Annotated in this window: 13 protein-coding genes and 1 tRNA gene; 6 read left to right on the top strand and 8 right to left on the bottom strand. The window is 63.6% G+C overall.

Features of this window, described 5'->3' with window-relative positions; all coding sequences use genetic code 11:
- Positions 1 to 4: 4 nt before the first annotated feature.
- Entirely contained in the window at positions 5 to 1,444 is a 1,440-nt protein-coding gene (locus tag YUA_RS0126565; RefSeq protein ID WP_027533446.1) for an FAD-binding oxidoreductase, read from the bottom strand.
- A 548-nt stretch (positions 1,445 to 1,992) separates the two neighbouring features.
- Positions 1,993 to 2,082 (bottom strand) — tRNA-Ser (locus tag YUA_RS0126570).
- A 195-nt stretch (positions 2,083 to 2,277) separates the two neighbouring features.
- Here YUA_RS0126570 and YUA_RS0126575 point away from each other — a divergent pair.
- Positions 2,278 to 2,619, top strand: a complete 342-nt coding sequence (locus tag YUA_RS0126575; protein ID WP_027533447.1) for a hypothetical protein — start codon at positions 2,278 to 2,280, stop codon at positions 2,617 to 2,619.
- 34 nt (positions 2,620 to 2,653) lie between these two features.
- Here YUA_RS0126575 and YUA_RS0126580 read toward each other — a convergent pair whose 3' ends face one another.
- The 3 genes from YUA_RS0126580 to YUA_RS0126590 all read right to left on the bottom strand — a co-directional run bounded on the left by YUA_RS0126580 (position 2,654) and on the right by YUA_RS0126590 (position 6,666).
- Positions 2,654 to 4,117 (bottom strand): trehalose-6-phosphate synthase, encoded by a 1,464-nt coding sequence (locus YUA_RS0126580; RefSeq protein WP_027533448.1) that lies wholly within the window; start codon positions 4,115 to 4,117, stop codon positions 2,654 to 2,656.
- Between the two features lie 236 nt (positions 4,118 to 4,353).
- Positions 4,354 to 5,175: a trehalose-phosphatase gene (gene otsB / locus YUA_RS0126585; protein ID WP_027533449.1), complete on the bottom strand. Its 822-nt coding sequence runs from the start codon at positions 5,173 to 5,175 to the stop codon at positions 4,354 to 4,356.
- 3 nt (positions 5,176 to 5,178) lie between these two features.
- A complete protein-coding gene (locus YUA_RS0126590; protein WP_027533450.1) occupies positions 5,179 to 6,666 on the bottom strand; it encodes an MFS transporter in 1,488 nt (495 codons plus the stop codon).
- Between the two features lie 128 nt (positions 6,667 to 6,794).
- On the opposite strand from YUA_RS0126590, the gene YUA_RS45035 reads away from it, so the two are divergent.
- Positions 6,795 to 7,166 carry a DUF3175 domain-containing protein gene (locus YUA_RS45035; RefSeq protein ID WP_027533451.1) on the top strand — a complete coding sequence of 124 codons (372 nt, stop codon included), beginning with the start codon at positions 6,795 to 6,797 and terminating at the stop codon, positions 7,164 to 7,166.
- A gap of 187 nt (positions 7,167 to 7,353) precedes the next feature.
- Here the strand turns inward: YUA_RS45035 and YUA_RS0126600 are convergent, their stop codons facing one another.
- Together YUA_RS0126600 and YUA_RS0126605 are read right to left on the bottom strand one after the other, a co-directional pair.
- Entirely contained in the window at positions 7,354 to 9,387 is a 2,034-nt protein-coding gene (locus tag YUA_RS0126600; RefSeq protein WP_027533452.1) for a methyl-accepting chemotaxis protein, read from the bottom strand.
- A gap of 197 nt (positions 9,388 to 9,584) precedes the next feature.
- Positions 9,585 to 11,624, bottom strand: coding sequence for a methyl-accepting chemotaxis protein (locus YUA_RS0126605; protein ID WP_027533453.1), 2,040 nt, complete (start codon positions 11,622 to 11,624; stop codon positions 9,585 to 9,587).
- A 243-nt stretch (positions 11,625 to 11,867) separates the two neighbouring features.
- Between YUA_RS0126605 and YUA_RS0126610 the strand changes: the two genes are divergently transcribed.
- From YUA_RS0126610 to YUA_RS0126625, 4 genes are all read left to right on the top strand, one after another.
- Positions 11,868 to 12,353, top strand: a complete 486-nt coding sequence (locus YUA_RS0126610; RefSeq protein WP_027533454.1) for a (2Fe-2S)-binding protein — start codon at positions 11,868 to 11,870, stop codon at positions 12,351 to 12,353.
- An 84-nt stretch (positions 12,354 to 12,437) separates the two neighbouring features.
- Entirely contained in the window at positions 12,438 to 14,780 is a 2,343-nt protein-coding gene (locus tag YUA_RS0126615; protein WP_027533455.1) for a xanthine dehydrogenase family protein molybdopterin-binding subunit, read from the top strand.
- Between the two features lie 12 nt (positions 14,781 to 14,792).
- Positions 14,793 to 15,593 (top strand): xanthine dehydrogenase family protein subunit M, encoded by an 801-nt coding sequence (locus YUA_RS0126620; protein WP_027533456.1) that lies wholly within the window; start codon positions 14,793 to 14,795, stop codon positions 15,591 to 15,593.
- Positions 15,594 to 15,799: 206 nt separating this feature from the next.
- Positions 15,800 to 16,909, top strand: coding sequence for a CaiB/BaiF CoA-transferase family protein (locus YUA_RS0126625; protein ID WP_027533457.1), 1,110 nt, complete (start codon positions 15,800 to 15,802; stop codon positions 16,907 to 16,909).
- Positions 16,910 to 17,101: 192 nt separating this feature from the next.
- Here the strand turns inward: YUA_RS0126625 and hppD are convergent, their stop codons facing one another.
- Positions 17,102 to 18,220 (bottom strand): 4-hydroxyphenylpyruvate dioxygenase, encoded by a 1,119-nt coding sequence (gene hppD / locus YUA_RS0126630; protein WP_027533458.1) that lies wholly within the window; start codon positions 18,218 to 18,220, stop codon positions 17,102 to 17,104.
- Positions 18,221 to 18,286: the final 66 nt, after the last annotated feature.

The raw sequence follows: 18,286 nt of genomic DNA on the forward strand, positions 1-18,286 counted from the left end.
CTCGTCAGGCCGCCGATCGTTGTGCGGAGGGCTGGATGTTCTGGTTCAACCGGAACAAGTTGCCGGGATCGTACTTGGCCTTCAGCGCCGCGAGACGCGCGTAGTTCGCGCCGTATGCGCTGGACACGCGATCGGTTTCGTCTTCAGGCATGAAATTGACGTAGACGCCGCCTGTCGCGTGAGGCGCGGCTTCAGCAAACAGCTTCCGCGCCCAGTCGATCGAGTTCTGCCTGTCGGCGGGTTCGCGCCACCGTGTATGGACATTCATCGCAAAATTCGCGCTCCGATGAGGATAGGCCATCTCGTCCGGCGTCACACGGCTGGCCGCCCCGCCGAGCTGTCCGATGAAGATTTCGCACTCCTCGGTCGGGAGCCTCGCGACTTGGCTTACGAGGACGTCCAGGAGGCCGTCGCTCAGTTCAACGAAATTGTGCGACTTCCAGTAATTGTAGGCACCCGGAGTCAGCAATGGGTCGAACGCGCTCTGCCATGCCGTGAATGGCTGCATGGCGACCACATCAGCGATCGGCTCTCCGAGCGTGCGCAGCGGTTCCAATGCGCGGTTGCCGTCGCGCTCATCGCCTACGTAGCAGACCGCAAAGACGAGGATCTCCTTGCCATGAACGTCAGCCGGCAGGAAGGGGAGCGGCGGGGCCTTTCTGAGGACCACCCATTGCGTGAGTTCGTCAGGTGCTTTGGCTGCGACCTGGCGGTAGCCGGCGAGAAGCTCTCTTGCCTGGGCAAAGGGATGGACAATCAGGCCGGACAAGACCATTGGACCGACCGGGTGCAGGCGAAATTCGAACGAGGTCACGACGCCGAAATTGCCGCCACCTCCGCGCAGTGCCCAGAACAGATCGGGGTTCTCGGTTGCGCTCGCCTGCATGAGCTTGCCATCAGCCGTCACCACGTCGGCTGAGATGAGATTGTCGACAGTAAGCCCGAACCTGCGGCTCAGCCATCCGAATCCACCGCCGAGCGTGAGCCCGGCCACGCCAGTCGTCGAATTGATGCCGAGCGGCGTGGCCAGTCCAAAGGCCTGCGCCTCCCTGTCGAAGTCGCCCAGGGTAGCCCCAGGTTCGACTCGCGCAGTGCGGCTAACGGGATCGACCCGAACGCCGCGCATCAGCGAGAGGTCAAGCAAAAGACCTCCTTCGCACACGGCATTACCCGCAATGTTGTGGCCGCCCGCACGCACGGCAAGCAGAATACCGTGCTCACGCGCGAAGGTAATGGCACGCATGATGTCCCCGGCACCTCTGCAGCGGACCACCGCGCCGGGGTGACGGTCGATCATCGCATTCCAGATTGTGCGGGCCTCATCGTAGCCCGCCTCCTCGGGTAGACAAACATTGCCTCGCAGTGTCTGCCGCAGAGCATCAAGACTATCGCCTGTAAGCGCAATCGCCCCGCCCTGCAGCGAGGTCAGCCGGAGCTCGGTCATGGAACTTCCTCCAGATGTTTGGCGGTGAGATTCGGCAAGCGCCGGCTCACTTCAATCGGACAATATCCGTCAAAATGACGATCATCGCCGGCGGCCGCGTTCACGGCCGGCAGCTATGTATTCCGACTGCGCGGCATACGGCGCATTCTGCCAAACGTGAGTCCGCTCAGCGAAAAAAAGGTTCACGGACAAATTTCTCACTGGGCTGCGGCCCTGCGACCAGGGAACTTTGATTGTTCCGCTCGCGGTCTATCGCGTCGATATTGGCGCGTGAGCTTTGGCATCGCTTTCAGCGCTCGCTTACCGCGCCGGGGGGCTGAACCAAAGGCCGCAGCCAGCGCTGACGCGAGGGCTTTCCCACGTCACGGACTTTGCTTTGAAGGCAAAAAACATCCGGTTGATTCAACCAGCGATCGAGCGTGGAGGGCGCTCATGGAGTTCAGGTCGCGCCGCCAGGAAAGGGACTGCGCCACAGACATTTCATTACCACATGAGTGTCGCGCGGCCGTTCAGCGAAAGGCAGCTTGGTGTAGCGAAATCCTGCGCGCTGGCGGAGAGAGTGGGATTCGAACCCACGGTACGGTTTCCCGCACACACGCTTTCCAAGCGTGCGCCTTAAGCCACTCGGCCATCTCTCCGGAGCGCCTTCTCTTGAAGGGGCGCCGGTGATTTTGCAAGGGATCGCGGGTAAATCGGGTGAATTTTCCGCAACGTATTGTATTTGCAACAGAATATCTAGCCTCACGCGGCCGCCCGGAGCCTACCTAGGCTGAACCAGTCGCGGGTTTGGCGCGACGATTCACTCAAGGACATCCAACACGACCGGGGACACCATGACCATCCGCAAAACCATTGCCGCGCTGAACCTGATTTTGGCCCTTGGCGCCGCCTTTAGTGCGTCGGCCAACGCACAGGCCTGTACCCGGCAGGGCATCGATGTGACCTGCGACGATGGGCGGCGCGGGGTGCTTTCGGGCGATGCCATCCTCTGGCCGGATGGGACGCGCTCCAGCTCGACACCGCATCAGAGCGTGATCATCGGCAACAAAAGCTCGGTGCATGTCGGGCCCGGCGTGTTCGTCGGCCAAGGCAAGGGCATGGTGCCAATGGACGATCCGAACGCGGCGAACAAGCAGCAGTGCGCGATTCTGGAAGGCGTGTCGTATTGCTATTAAGGCTCGCCTCTCCCCGCAAGAAAGGCGAGAGGGATTAGATCAACCGCACGCCCGAGATCGCCGACTTCAGCCAGCGAAGCGCTTGCGGCGGCTGCGCTGCGAGCGGGGCGGCCGCGACCTTCTCGGTGCGGCACTTCTCCAGTTCGGCGACGAAATCCGACGACCATTGCTGAATGGTGTGGCCGCGCAGCGTCTTCATCATCGCGTCCCAGCGCATCTTGCGCTCGGCGAGCGGCATCGCGGCGGCGACCGCAATGGCGCGGGCCATGCCGTCGATGTCGTGCGGATTGACCAGCAGGGCGGTCTCGAGCTCGTTGGCGGCACCGGCGAACTTCGACAGCACCAGCACGCCGGGATCGGCCGGGTTTTGCGCGGCGACATATTCCTTGGCGACGAGGTTCATGCCGTCATGCAGCGGCGTCACCACGCCGACCTGCGCGGTACGATAAAGCCCCGCGAGCACGGTCTGGCTAAAACCCTTGTTGAGATAACGGATCGGCGTCCAGTCGACCTCACCATGACGGCCGTTGACATCGGTGACCAGGCGCGCGACCTCGTTCTGGAGATTGCCGTAGGCTTCGATCCCGCCGCGCGAGGGATTGGCGATCTGGAGCAGCGAGATGCTGCGCGCAAGTTGCGGCTGTTCCGTCCAGAGCCGGTCGAACGCGCTGATGCGGTTGACGAGGCCCTTGGAATAATCGAGCCGGTCGACACCGATCGCGAGCCGCTCGCCGTTGAGGCTGCGGCGCAGACGCGAGACATCCGGATGCGAAGCCGATTTCGTGGCATAGGCTGCGAACTTCTCCGCGTCGATGCCGATCGGAAACACCTCGCAACGCGTGCGACCGTGCTGCGAGAGCACGACGCCGTCCTCGACGATGAGGCCGAGCTCGCCGCCGGCGTAGTCGACGAAATTCTGACAATCCTCCTCGGTTTGGAAACCGAGCAGATCATAAGCCAGCATCGCCGTGATCAGCTCGCGATGATTGGGCACGCCCTGCATCACCGCGGCGACTGGCCACGGCGTGTGCAAGAAGAAGCCGATCGGATCATCGACGCCAAGATCGCGCAGCTCCGCGCCGAGCGCGAGGAAATGGTAATCCTGCACCCAGAACGCAGTCTGCGGCTTGCGGAAGCGCATCAAGGCACGCGCCATGAACGCGTTGACCTCGCGATAGCTGACGTAGTCGTCGCGCGAGACGCGGATCAAATCGCTGCGCGAATGCAGCGCTGGCCATAGCGCCGAATTGGCGAAGCCTTCATAATAGCCGCCGTAATGCGCCGCCGGCAGATCCAGCGTCGCAATCGCACCCGACCCCAGTGCCTCAATCTCGGCAAAAGGTTCCTTCTGATGGCCGTCACGCACGCGGCCGGAGGAACCCACCCAGATGGCACCCGAATGCTCCACGACGGGGAGCAATGCCGCAGCCAGGCCGCCCGTCATGGGCTCGCTGGGTTTACCGCGCGCAACTCGATTCGAAATGACGACTAAGTTCACAGGTCGTCCCCTCCTGTTCATTCCAGCCCGTTTAACTGCCGTTCATCAATATGGTTCCTGTCATCATTTCTACGAAATGAAACCAAAGTCAGGCGCGCGCGTTGGAACCAGTTTTCTCTGATGGAACCCGCCGTTTTCACTTGGAAAAGAGAGTTTTGGCGTGAAAATCATGCAGCCTGCGTTACGCGCGCAATGGAACTGCGCGCGCAACAATATGGCTCTGCGATGACGATGCCTTATTCCAACCTTGTATCGTCGAGCAGACGCGCAAGGAACGCGCGCACATCGTTCGGCGCATCGAAGTGACCGTTGACACCGATGGCACGGCGGCCGACCGAGAAAGAAAGACCGTTCATGTCGGGCATGATTGCGAACACGGTCTCGTCGGTAACGTCATCGCCGATGAAGATCGGACGACGCCCCCTGAACGGCTCGTGCTTCATCAATTCGCGCACGCCGGTCGCCTTGGTGAAGCCGGAGTGCTTGATCTCGCAAACGAACTTGCCGGGCAATACCTCGATCGGTGCATTGGGGATATCGGCGCGGATCAACGAGACGGCTTCGTAGATTGCCTTCTCCGCATGCGGCGCGAGGCGGTAATGCAGCGCCAGCGAATAGCCCTTGTCCTCAAGCAGAATGCCGGGGCTGAGCTTGGCGATCGCGGCCAGTCGCCGTTTCAGCTCCTTGTCCATCGGCGGCGCGTGCACGTCGTCAGCTTCACTGCCAATCGACAGGCGCATCTCCGCGCCGTGACCGGCGACGGCACGAAAGACATCGGGCGCGAAGATCAAGTCGATGTCGTTGAGCGAGCGGCCGCTGACCATGGCCAGCGCGCCCGAGGTGCGCTCCGTCAGGCGCTTGAGCGTTTCCGACAGGCCCGGCGGCACCCACACCTCGCGCGGCGTCGGCATCAGGTCGAGCAGCGTGCCGTCGATGTCGAGCAGGATCGCGGTCTCGTCGAGATGCGGCACGAGTGCATGCGGCACCGGCACAGCGTCGGGCGTTTCATCGACGGACATGGCGCGTTTCTGGTCCAGTTCAGCAAGTTCCGATTTCATAGTCTACTCCATAAAGGCGAGCGGCCGTGCGACTTGCTCGAGCGATTTTCGCTCCGCGGAGATAGCGTAGCGCCACGCCACGATCGCGGCCGCGATCATCAGAAAGGCTCCCAGCAAATAGCCGGCGAACACGCTGTTGCGTGATCCCGTGTCGATCAGGGCGCCGAACAGCGCCGGGCCAACGACGCCGCCGATGCCGGTGCCCACCGCATAGAACACTGCGATCGCCAGCGCGCGAATTTCGAGGGGGAAATTTTCGCTCACAGTGAGATAGGCGGCGCTCGCCGCAGGCGAGGCAAAGAAGAAGATCACCATCCACGCAATGGTCTGCCCCTGCGCGCTCAGCGCGCCGATCGAGAACAGATAACCTGAGACAGCCAGCAGCAGGCCCGAGGCGCCATAGGTGAACATGATCATGGTGCGGCGGCCGAGCGTGTCGAACAGGCGGCCGAGCAGCAGCGGTCCGAGGAAGTTTCCGGCCGCGAACGGCAGCAGGTACCAGCCGACATGATCGGCGCTGATGCCGTAGAAATCGGTCAGCACCAGCGCGAAGGTGAAGAAGATCGCGTTGTAGAAGAAGGCTTGCGCGGCCATCAGCACGAGGCCGACCAGCGCGCGCTGACGATAGGTGAAGAACAGCGTATGCACGACCTCTCGGATCGGGGTGTGATCGCGCATCTTCAGGCGCATCTTGGCGAAGCGTCCATCGCTCGCATCTTGACCATGCCCAATCACCGAACGCTCGATGTCGTCGACGATCGCGTGGGCCTGTTCCGGGCGGCCATGGATCATCAGCCAGCGCGGACTTTCCGGGATCCACATCCGCATCAACAGCACGACGAGACCGATGGTCGCGCCGATGAGATAGGCGAGACGCCAGCCGAGGTCGGGGCCGATCACCGCGGGGTCAAGCAGCACGATGGCTGCGACCGCGCCCATCGCCGCGCCGATCCAGAAACTGCCGTTGATGACCAAATCAGTCCAGCCGCGGTAGCGCGCCGGCACCAGCTCCTGGATGGTCGAGTTGATCGCGGTGTATTCGCCGCCGATGCCGGCGCCGGTCAGGAAGCGGAACAACGCATAGCTTGCGATATCCCAGGACAGTGCGGTCGCGGCCGTCGCGGAGAGGTAGAGCGCGAGCGTGATGAAGAATAGTTTTTTGCGGCCGATGCGATCGGTCAGCCAGCCAAAGCCGAGCGCGCCAAGCACGGCGCCTGCAAGGTAGGCGGAGTTCGCGATACCGAGATCGAGGTTGGAGAAGTGCAGCGTCGGGCTCTGTTTCAGAGCGCCCGACAGCGCGCCGGCCAACGTCACCTCAAGTCCATCGAGAATCCACGTGATCCCGAGCGCCAGCACGACGCGGGTGTGAAAGCCGCTCCAGCGCAGCGCGTCGAGCCGCGCGGGAATGCTGGTCTCGACGATGCGATCGGTCGCGGCCGCCATCGCGACTGCAGGTCCATCATTCAGCGCCGGGCTTTGCTGCAATTCCATCGCATTGCTGGGTCATGGGGTGCGGCATTCCGCCTGCCACCTGCGACAACGTCCGCGGCAAGGGCAGGTTCCGTTAGGAACGGCGCCGAATGCTGGCCGTTTCCGCTGGAGCCGCAAGGAGTTGACGCATGGCTCATGTCAGAAAGACGACACATTCGCGCAAAACCGCATCAGGCAAGAAGACCAGCGCAAGGCGCAGCACCGCACGCAAGAGCCCAAAGCGCGCCACGCCAAAACGCTGGTCGCAGCGCGTGACAAAGGAGAGCGACGCGCTCGACCTCAAGCGCGGCGTGTTCACGCTTACGAGCCCGAAACGGATCGCGGCCTCACTGAAGCGCTCCGCCGAGCACAGCACGCGCCGCAAGACCGGCGCTTATCGCTCGGCACTATCGATGCTGACGTTCTATATCAACCGCGCCGGCAAGACCTTGCCAAAGGCGCAGCGCGAACGGTTGGAGAAAGCGAAGGCGGAGCTGAAGCGGGCGTTCGGGAGGGAGTGATTCGGACTCATCCTTCGTCGTCCCGGCGAAGGCCGGGACCCATACCGCGTGATCTATCAATGGCGGAAGGTAGGCGTACCGAACAATCGATCTTCGCCAAACCACGTCCTGGGGTTATGGGTCCCGGCCTTCGCCGGGACGACAGTGGAGAGTGAGGCCGGCGCGGAGCGTCTACGCGCGACGAAGCCTACGCCGCCCGGATGTTCGCCATGAACCGATCGAGCTCGGCGCGCAGGCGGGTGCTTTCGCTGGAGAGGGTCTTCGCGGAATTCAGCACCTCTTCCGAGGCCGAGCCGGTTTCCGCAGCGCCGCGGTTGACCTGGCCGATGTCGGTGGCGGCCGTCTGGGTGCCCTGGGCGACGGTCTGGACGCTGCGGGCGATCTCCTGCGTCGCGGCGCCCTGCTGCTCGACGGCGCTCGCAATCGAAGTCGAGATCGACGAGATCTGGCCGATGGTCGCGCCGATCTCCTTGATCGCGGCGACCGACTCCGCGGTCGCGCCCTGCATACCTGTGATGTGGGAGGAAATCTCGTCGGTGGCCTTCGCGGTCTGGCTCGCCAGCGACTTCACTTCGCTCGCGACCACGGCAAAGCCGCGGCCGGCTTCACCAGCACGGGCTGCCTCGATGGTGGCGTTGAGCGCCAGAAGGTTGGTCTGCTCGGCGATTGCCGTGATCAGCTTGACGACCTCGCCGATCTGCTGGGCTGCGAGCGAGAGCTTGCCGATGCGGCTGTCGGTTTCCTTGGCCTGCGTGACGGCGGCCTCGGCAATACGGCTGGAGTCACGGACCTGGCGACCGATCTCTTCGACGGACGCCGACAATTCCTCAGTCGCGGTTGCGACCGACTGCATGTTGCTGGAGGCCTGTTCGGAGACGCCGGCGACCTGGCTTGACAGGGTCTGCGTGGTCTCGGCGGTGCGGGTCAGGGTGGACGCCGACGATTCGAGCTGGACNGCNGANGCCGAGACGTTGGACACGATGGCACCGACGGCGCTCTCGAAATCATCGGCGAAGCGGATCAGCTCGCCGCGGCGGCTTGCGGCCTGCTCCCTACTCTGGGCTTCGCTGGCGGCGGCATCCCGCTCGGCCTTGACGACCGCCTGAACCTTGAATTCCTCGACCGCGCCGGCCATCTCGCCGATCTCGTCCTTGCGCCCCAAGCCCGGCAGCACGACGTCGAAATTGCCCGAGGCAAGCTCGCGCATCGCCTTGCACATCGCGATCATCGGCCGCGAGATGCCGTTACCCAGCATCAGGGCCAGCACGGCGCCGACGGCAAGACCGCCTAGCGCGAGCATCAGCATCAGCCGCTCAGTTTCGCCAATGGTCGCGTTGGCGCTCGTCTCGATGCGCTGCTGATCGGCCGAGAGATCCGACCGCAACTCGCCCGAGAGCTTGAGAATGGATGCGGCCGTCTTGGTCATCTCGCCGTTGGACTTGACGATGATCTTCACGTTCTCCGACAGCTTTGCAAAGGACGTGCGGTACTGCTTCAGCAAATTGCCGATCTCGGTGACGCGGTCGGTGATCTTCTGGTCGTTGGCGTAGATCGAGACCAGCAGCGTCTCCAGGAACTTGATACGGGCGATCACGCCGTCGGCGGTCTTCGGCTCCGGCTTGGCGACGAACGCACTGACCGAGGTGGAGACAGCAAGATATTGCGAGGTGATGTCCTTTGCCGTGGTCTGGACCGAGTTCAGGCCCGCCAGCGCAGCAGTGTCGGCGAGGTCGTCGAACTTGAAGCGGATCTTGTTGCCGACGCTATTCAGCTCATCGGTCGCGATCTTGCTGTTCTCACGCGTCAGCGTGATGATCTCGCCGAACACTTTGGTAAAGCGCTGGAACTCGGCGTCGAGCTTGCCGACCTGCTCACGGCGAGCCGCGCCTGTTGTGGCAGACATCGTCTTCGCGATCGCCGCCTTGAGATTCTGTTCGGCCGCCTTGGCCGCCGTTTCGTCATCCGCCGCGCCGGTCAGGGTGTAGGCCCGGGTCAGCCCTTGATAGCTGATCAATTCGCGATCGACGGTCCGCGCCAGGTCGGCTTCCGCCACGCTGGCCCGGTAAGAGGCGACAGCGCCCGCGATTCGCTCGAAGCCGAAATAGGCAAATGCCATGCTGACGGCGAGGATGGCCAGCACCGCCACGAAGCCGAGGATGATTTTTGCACGAAAACGCAAGGTGAAGAGCTTCGATGAGCTCGGCTTCGACTTCACGGACATTCCCCCACCCCATTCCATTCGCGGAAAACCAGGCGCAGCCCGGGAACAGCCCGCTCCCCGACTCAAATGCACGGTAAATGGCAAAGGATAAGCTGCGGTAAATTTACGCGTCGCAACTTGCGGTTAGGTGACGCGGGGACGGCCGTCGTGCCGGTGAAAACCGGACGACATTGGAGCAAGTGGAAGCGACCCAGGCTCTACGCCGCCCGGATATTCGCCATGAAGCGGTCGAGCTCGGCGCGCAGGCGGGTGCTTTCGCTGGAGAGGGTCTTCGCGGAATTCAGCACCTCTTCCGAGGCCGAGCCGGTTTCCGCAGCGCCGCGGTTGACCTGGCCGATGTCGGTGGCGGCCGTCTGGGTGCCCTGGGCGACGGTCTGGACGCTGCGGGCGATCTCCTGCGTCGCGGCGCCCTGCTGCTCGACGGCGCTCGCAATCGAGGTCGAGATCGATGAGATCTGGCCGATGGTCGCGCCGATCTCCTTGATCGCAGCGACCGACTCGGCGGTCGCGCCCTGCATACCTGTGATGTGGGAGGAAATCTCGTCGGTGGCCTTCGCGGTCTGGCTCGCCAGCGACTTCACTTCGCTCGCGACCACGGCAAAGCCGCGGCCGGCTTCACCAGCACGGGCTGCCTCGATGGTGGCGTTGAGCGCCAGAAGGTTGGTCTGCTCGGCAATCGCCGTGATCAGCTTGACGACCTCGCCGATCTGCTGGGCCGCGAGCGACAGTTTGCCGATGCGGCTGTCGGTTTCCTTGGCCTGCGTGACGGCGGCTTCAGCAATGCGGCTGGAGTCACGGACCTGGCGACCGATCTCTTCGACGGACGCCGACAATTCCTCGGTCGCGGTTGCGACCGACTGCATGTTGCTGGAGGCCTGCTCGGAGACGCCGGCGACCTGGCTTGACAGGGTCTGCGTGGTCTCGGCGGTGCGGGTCAGGGTGGACGCCGACGATTCGAGCTGGACAGCCGAGGCCGAGACGTTGGACACGATGGCACCGACGGCGCTCTCGAAATCATCGGCGAAGCGGATCAGCTCGCCGCGGCGGCTTGCGGCCTGCTCCCTACTCTGGGCTTCGCTGGCGGCGGCATCCCGCTCGGCCTTGACGACCGCCTGAACCTTGAATTCCTCGACCGCACCGGCCATCTCGCCGATCTCGTCCTTGCGCCCCAAGCCCGGCAACACGACGTCGAAGTTGCCCGAAGCCAGCTCGCGCATCGCCTTGCACATCGCAATCATCGGCCGCGAGATGCCGGTGCCGAGCAGGAAGGCGAGGATCGCGCCGAGCAGCGTGCCGCCGACGGCAAGCATCAGCACCAGTTGCTCGGTCTTCCCGATGATAGCTTCCGATTCGGAATCCAGCCGCTGCTGTTCGGCGACCAGATCCGCCTTCATGGCGGTGGCGCCTTGAAGGATCGCGCCGGCCGAGCCGCTCATCTCGGTGACGAGTTCGTCGATCAATTTGGCGTTGGCGATCAGCTTTTCCAGCGATTCGCGATAGGCCACGAGGATGGTCTTGGCGTCCTTCAGGCCGGCGACGATCTTGTCGTCCATGGAATAGACCGCGCCGAGCGAATTCTCGACGAATTTCAGCCGTGCCAGCGCGCTGATCGCGATCGCCTGGTCGGACGTCAGCACGAAATTGGTCGCCGCCGCGCTTGCGGTCTGGAACTGGGCATTGACCTGCTTGGTGCCGAACTCGATCGACTGCGCCTCGGAATCGGAGGCGTTGTTGCCGATATCGTCGAGCTTGTATTTCAGGAGGTTGGCGTTGCGCGAGAGCTGGTTCTGCACCAGCAGCGTGCTGTCGCGCTTGGCCTGGAGGACCTTGGCGAAGGTCGCGGAGAAATTCGAAAACTCCTTGGCGAGCTTGTCGAGGCTGCTCTGCCGCGCCGGCGCCTTGGCGCTCTTGACGGCCTGGTCGATGGCGTTCTTCAGGCTGGCTTCAGTGTCCAGCGCCGCCTTGGCGTCATCCTCCTTGCCGGTGACGACGAAATATTTGACGGCCGAGCGATAGGCCAGCAGCTCGCGGTCGATGTTGCGGGCAAGGTCGGCCTCCGAGACGCTGCTGCGGTAGGACCCGACGCCGGATGAGACCCGCTCGAAGCCGAAATAGGCGAACGCCATGCTGCCGGCGGAGATCGCCAGCACGGCGGCGAAGCCGAGGATGATCTTGGCGCGGAACCGGAGGGTCGGAATTATGCTGCGCTTGGACGGCGACGCGGTACGCCCGGACATTCCCAACCCCCATTTATTCTATTCGGCCGCAATCCGGAGGCGCCCCGCCCCCAGACCCGGATGCGCAAAACTAGGGCACAATGAATAAAGGGCGGTAAATTCGGCACGCCGGGGACAAAACCCGGTTTTGTCGGCCAGAGGCCGACCGCACGGGACCGGAGCGACCAAAATCGTAGTTGCAAAGTCCGGGGGGCGCGGTCTCTAATTAGAAACAATCAAAATCATCCCGGGAGGACTACAACCGTGTCTACAGTCAAACTGACGGTGAACGGCAAGGCCGTTGCTGTCGACGTCGAGGACCGCACGCTGCTGGTCCATCTCTTGCGCGACCACCTCAACCTCACCGGAACCCATGTCGGCTGCGATACCAGCCAATGCGGCGCCTGCGTCGTCCATATGGACGGCAAGGCGGTGAAGTCCTGCACCATGCTGGCGGGCCAGGCCGACGGCGCCAACGTCACCACCATCGAAGGCATCGCCAAGGGTGACGAACTGCACCCGATGCAGGCCGCCTTCCGCGACAATCACGGCCTGCAGTGCGGCTATTGCACCCCGGGCATGATCATGTCGGCGATCGACATCGTGCACCGCTACGGCGGCCAGCTCGACGAGACCACGGTCCGCCAAGAGCTCGAAGGCAATATCTGCCGCTGCACCGGCTACCACAACATCGTCAAAGCCGTGCTGGATGCAGCCGGACGCATGAAGGTCTCGCAGGCGGCCGAGTAAAGCGGCGCGCCTCGAATAATGAACCACCGCCGCAGCTTTCGAGGGAAAGCGCGGTCAAAACAATTCCGGTCGGGAGGACCAGACATGGGTGTTGAAGGCATCGGCGCGCGCGTCGTGCGCAAGGAAGACAAGCGTTTCATTACCGGCAAAGGCCGGTACGTTGACGACATCAAATTGCTGGGCATGACCCATGCCCATTTCATCCGCAGCCCACATGCACACGCCAAGGTGAAGAAGATCGACTCTTCCGCCGCGCTGAAGATGCCGGGCGTGGTCGCGGTGCTTACCGGACAAGAGCTGGTCGACGACAAGGTCGGTAACCTCATCTGCGGCTGGGCTATCACCTCCAAGGACGGCAGCCCGATGAAGATGGGCGCATGGCCGGCGATGGCGCCGGAGACGGTACGCTTCGTCGGCCAGGCCGTCGCGGTCGTGATCGCCGACAGCAAGAATCTCGCGCGCGACGCGGCGGAAGCCGTGCTCGTGGATTATGAGGAGCTGCCGGCCGTCGCCGACGTCCAGACCGCGATCAAGTCCGGCGCGCCGCAGCTTCACCCCGAGGCGCCCGGCAACCAGGTCTATGACTGGGTGATCGGCGACGAGGGTGCAACGGATGCCGCCTTCGCCAAGGCCGCCAATGTCGTCAAGCTCGACGTCACCAACAACCGCCTTGCCCCTAACGCGATGGAGCCGCGCGCGGCGATCGCCGATTACGATGCGGCGGAGGAGCACTTCACGCTCTATACGACCTCGCAGAACCCGCACGTCGCCCGCCTCGTTCTCTCGGCGTTCTACAACATCGCCCCCGAGCACAAGCTGCGCGTGATCGCCCCCGACGTCGGCGGCGGCTTCGGCTCGAAAATCTTCATCTATCCGGAAGAGATGGTGGCGTTATGGGCCTCGAAGAAGGTCGGCCGTCCCGTGAAATGGACCGGCGACCGGACTGAGGCCTTCCTCACCGACGCGCATGGCCGTGACCATGTCACCCATGCCGAGATGGCATTCGACGCCAACAACAAGATCACCGGGTTGAAGGTGAAGACCTACGCCAATTTCGGCGCCTATATGTCGCTGTTCTCGTCGTCGGTGCCGACCTACCTCTACGCCACACTGCTGTCGGGCCAGTACAACATCCCGGCGATCCACGCCGAGGTGGTCGGGGTCTACACCAACACCACGCCGGTCGATGCCTATCGCGGCGCGGGCCGCCCCGAGGCGAGCTACCTGATCGAACGGTTGATGGAGACGGCGGCGCGACAGCTCAAGGTCGATCCAGCCCAGCTGCGCCGGACCAACTTCATCACCCAGTTCCCGCACCAGACGCCCGTGATCATGGCCTATGACACCGGCGACTTTAATGCCTCGCTCGATGCCGCGATGAAGGCGATCGACTATGCCGGCTTCGCAGCTCGCAAGGCGCAAGCGAAGTCGCAGGGCAAGCTGCGCGGCATCGGCGTGTCCTGCTACATCGAGGCCTGCGGCATCGCGCCGTCGAAGGCGGTCGGCAGCTTAGGGGCCGGCGTCGGTCTGTGGGAATCGGCCGAGGTGCGCGTCAACCCGGTCGGAACCATCGAGATCCTCACGGGCTCGCACAGCCACGGCCAGGGCCACGAAACTACGTTCTGCCAGCTCGTCGCTGAGCGCTTAGGGATCCCCATCAGCCAGGTCTCGATCGTCCATGGCGACACCGACAAGGTGCAGTTCGGAATGGGCACCTACGGCTCGCGCTCGGCGGCGGTCGGTCTCACCGCGATCCTGAAGGCCATGGAGAAGATGGAATCCAAGGCCAAGAAGATCGCCGCGCACGCGCTGGAAGCCTCAGAGGCCGATATCGTCATCGAGAACGGCGAGTTCAAGGTGACCGGTACCGACAAGGCGATCGCCTTGCCGATGGTCGCGCTCGCGGCCTACACCGCGCACAATCTGCCTGACGGGATGGAGCCGGGCCTGAAGGAAAGCGCCTTCTACGACCCGACCAACTTCACCTTCCCGGCCGGCGCTTACATCTGCGAACTCGAGGTCGATCCTGGCACCGGCAAGACCTCCTTCGTCAACTTCGTTGCGGCCGATGATTTCGGCCGGCTGATCAATCCGATGATCGTCGAAGGCCAGGTCCATGGCGGCCTTGCCCAGGGCATCGGGCAGGCTCTCCTCGAGCACGCGATCTACGATGCCAACGGCCAGCCGGTCACGGCCTCGTTCATGGATTATTCCATGCCACGTGCCGACGATCTGCCCTCGTTCAATCTCTCCCACACCACGACGCTGTGCCCGGGCAATCCGCTGGGCATCAAGGGTTGCGGTGAGGCCGGTGCAATCGGCGCCTCCGCGGCCGTGATCAACGCGATCACGGACGCGATCGGCAACAACAACCTGGAAATGCCCGCAACCCCGGACCGGGTGTGGCGCACGATCCACGCGGCTTGAGAGGAGAGAAAGATGTATCAGACCACTTATCATCGCGCCTCGTCAGTCGATGAGGCTGCCTCTCTCTTCGCGAAGGGCAGCGAAGCAAAGTTCCTCGCCGGCGGACAGACGCTGCTGCCGGTCATGAAGCAGCGGCTTGCGAGCCCCTCCGACGTGATCGACCTCGGCAAGATCAAGGAGCTGATCGGCGTCGAAGCCTCCGGCGACATGCTGACCGTCAAGGCCGCTACGCCGCATTACGACGTGGCGACCAGTGAGGCCGCCAAGAAGACGATCCCCGCGCTCGCTTATCTGGCGTCGCTGATCGGTGACCCCGCCGTGCGCTATCGCGGCACGATCGGCGGCTCAATCGCGAACAACGATCCCGCCGCGGATTATCCGGCCGCATTGCTCGCGCTCGGCGCCACGGTGAAGACCAGCAAGCGGTCGATTGCGGCGGAGGATTTCTTCCAGGGCTTGTTCACAACGGCGCTTGAAGACGGCGAGATCATCACCGCGGTGTCGTTCCCGGTTCCGGCGAAGGCGGGCTACGCCAAGATGCGGCATCCGGCCTCGCGCTTCGCGCTGACCGCCGTCTTCGTCGCGCAGACGAAGTCGGGCGAGATCCGCGTCGCCGCGACCGGCGCTTCGCAGAGCGGTGTGATGCGGATTCCTGCCATCGAGGCCGCGCTGAAGGCGAACTGGTCGCCGTCGGCGCTGGACAATGTCAGCATTCCCGCAAGCGGTTTGCTGGCCGACATCCACGGCACGGCGGAGTACCGCGCCAACCTCGTCAAGGTGATGGCGCAGCGCGCGGTGACTGCTGCGGGCTGATATCTCGTCTTAGCGACTCAACACAAATCTTCCGCGGCGCGCAGCAATGCGCGCCGCTTTTTTGATGCGCCCATGCGTGAAAAGCGCTTGCCTCGCTGGCGCGAAGGCGAGAGAAGTTAGTCAGCCGATTAACTCGCCCCAAAGAGGAATGTCTGAGGCGCTTGCCGAACCCATCGGCATCTGCCTACGACCCGAGGAAACAACACGTGCTCGACAAGCCAGCTCAGAACTCGTCCGTCCGCACTTCCGGCCCGCTCTCGGGCTTCCGCGTCGTCGAATTCGCCGGCATCGGCCCCGGTCCGTTCGCCTGCATGATGCTGGCCGACATGGGCGCCGATGTCGTCACGCTCGACCGCGTTGGCGCGAAGAAGAGCATGAAGTCGGTGGCGGGCCGCGGCCGCAAGGTGATCGAGCTCGACCTCAAGGACAAGGCGGCGATCGCGCAAGTGCTCGACCTGCTCGCGAGCGCCGACGCGCTGGTCGAAGGATTCCGTCCCGGCGTGATGGAGCGCCTCGGCCTCGGTCCCGATGTCGCACTCGCCCGCAATCCAAAGCTCGTCTATGGCCGCATGACCGGCTGGGGCCAGGAAGGCCCGCTTGCCAATGCGGCCGGCCACGACATCAACTACATCTCCATCACCGGCGCGCTGGCCGCGATCGGCACCAACGAAGCGCCGGTGCCGCCGCTCAATCTGGTCGGCGATTTCGGCGGCGGCGCGCTCTATCTCGTCGTCGGCGTGCTCGCCGCACTGCTGGAAGCCTCGAGGTCCGGCAAGGGCCAGGTGGTCGACGCCGCGATGTGCGACGGCGCGGCATCGCTGATGTCGTTCTTCTTCGACATGAAAACGCTGGGGCGCTGGACCGAGGGCCGCAACCGGAACTTCCTCGACGGCGGCGCTCACTTCTACGGCGTCTATGAATGCGCCTGCGGCCATTTCGTTTCGATCGGCTCGATCGAGCCGCAGTTCTACGCGCTGCTGCGCGAGCACGCAGGCCTGACCGACGCCGGTTTCGACGCGCAGATGGACCCTAAGGCCTGGCCCGCGCTGAAGGAGAAGCTCAAGGCCGTGTTCAAGAGCAAGACGCGCAAGGATTGGTGCAAGATCATGGAAGGCAGCGACATCTGCTTCGCGCCGGTGCTGACCATGTCGGAAGCGACCGAGCATCCGCACATGATCGCCCGCGATGTCTTCATCGAGCGCCACGGTGTGAAACAGCCCGCGCCCGCGCCGCGCTACTCGCGTACGCCATCGGCGGTTCGCGAGCCGGAGGCGACGGAGATTTCCGCGGTGATGAAGGAATGGGCCGCGAAGTAATTCTCCGCTGCAGCGTCACACTCCGCCGTCGTCTCGGCGGGAGCGTTGTTTGACGCAATAGTGTGCCCAAGAGCGCAAAATTCGTAGGGTGGGCAAAGGCGCTCTTGCGCCGTGCCCACCGTCTTTACGCGATTGCATCAGAGTGGTGGGCACGCTTCGCTTTGCCCACCCTACGGCAGCACGACGGACGGCTTACGCCGCCGCATCCACCTTCAACACTCCGCGCCGGATCTGGTCTTCCTCGATCGACTCGAACAGGGCCTTGAAATTGCCCTCGCCAAAGCCGTCATCGCCCTTGCGCTGGATGAACTCGAAGAAGATCGGGCCGATCGCGTTGGCCGAGAAGATCTGCAGCAGCACCTTGGTCTGGCCGCCATCGACCACGCCCTCGCCGTCGATCAGAATGCCGTTCTTCTGCAAGCGCGCAACGTCCTCGCCGTGCATGGGCAGGCGCGCGTCGATCCGCTCGAAATAGGTGTTCGGCGGCGGCGGCATGAAGGGCAGGCCGGCTTCGCGCAGGCCCTCGATGGTGCAGTGGATGTCGCGGCAGCCGCAGGCGATGTGCTGAATGCCCTCGCCGCGATAGATGTTCAGATATTCCTCGATCTGGCCGGAATCGCCGGCGTCCTCGTTGATCGGAATCCGGATCTTGCCGTCCGGGCTGGTCAGCGCGCGCGAGAACAAGCCCGACGCACGGCCCTCGATGTCGAAGAAGCGGATCTGGCGGAAGTTGAACAGCTTCTCGTAGAAACCCGTCCACACGTCCATGCGGCCACGATGAACGTTGTGGGTGAGGTGATCGAGATAGAACAGGCCGGCACCAGCGGGCCGCGGATCGCGCGCACCGAGCCACGCGAATTCGGTATCATAGACCGAGCCCTTGGCACCGTAGCGATCGACGAAATAGAGCAGGCTGCCACCGATGCCCTTGATCGCGGGCACGTCGATCGTCTTCTGCGCCGACGACACGTCGGCAGGCTCGGCGCCGAGCGCGAGCGCGCGGTCATAGGCCGCCTTCGCATCGACCACGCGAAAGGCCATCGACGGCGCGCAGGGACCGTGTGCGGCGACGAAGTCGTAACCGTGGGTGCCGGGCTCCTCATTGACGAGATAATTGATGTCGCCCTGACGATAGACCGTGATCTTCTTAGTTCTATGGCGCGCGACGGGCGCATAACCCGTCAGCTTGAACAGGGTGTGCAGCTCTGGCGGATTGGGATGCGCATATTCGACGAACTCGAACCCGTCGGTGCCCATCGGATTGTCGGCGGTGATGGTGGCCGGCGGTGCATCGTGCGGAAACGGACCCATGGTGCTCTCCCAAATTGCTGCTGCAATGAACTATCCTTCATTGCGCGCGCAAGGAGCGTGCAAACG

Source organism: Bradyrhizobium sp. WSM3983, from assembly GCF_000473045.1.
Classification (GTDB): Bacteria; Pseudomonadota; Alphaproteobacteria; order Rhizobiales; family Xanthobacteraceae; genus Bradyrhizobium.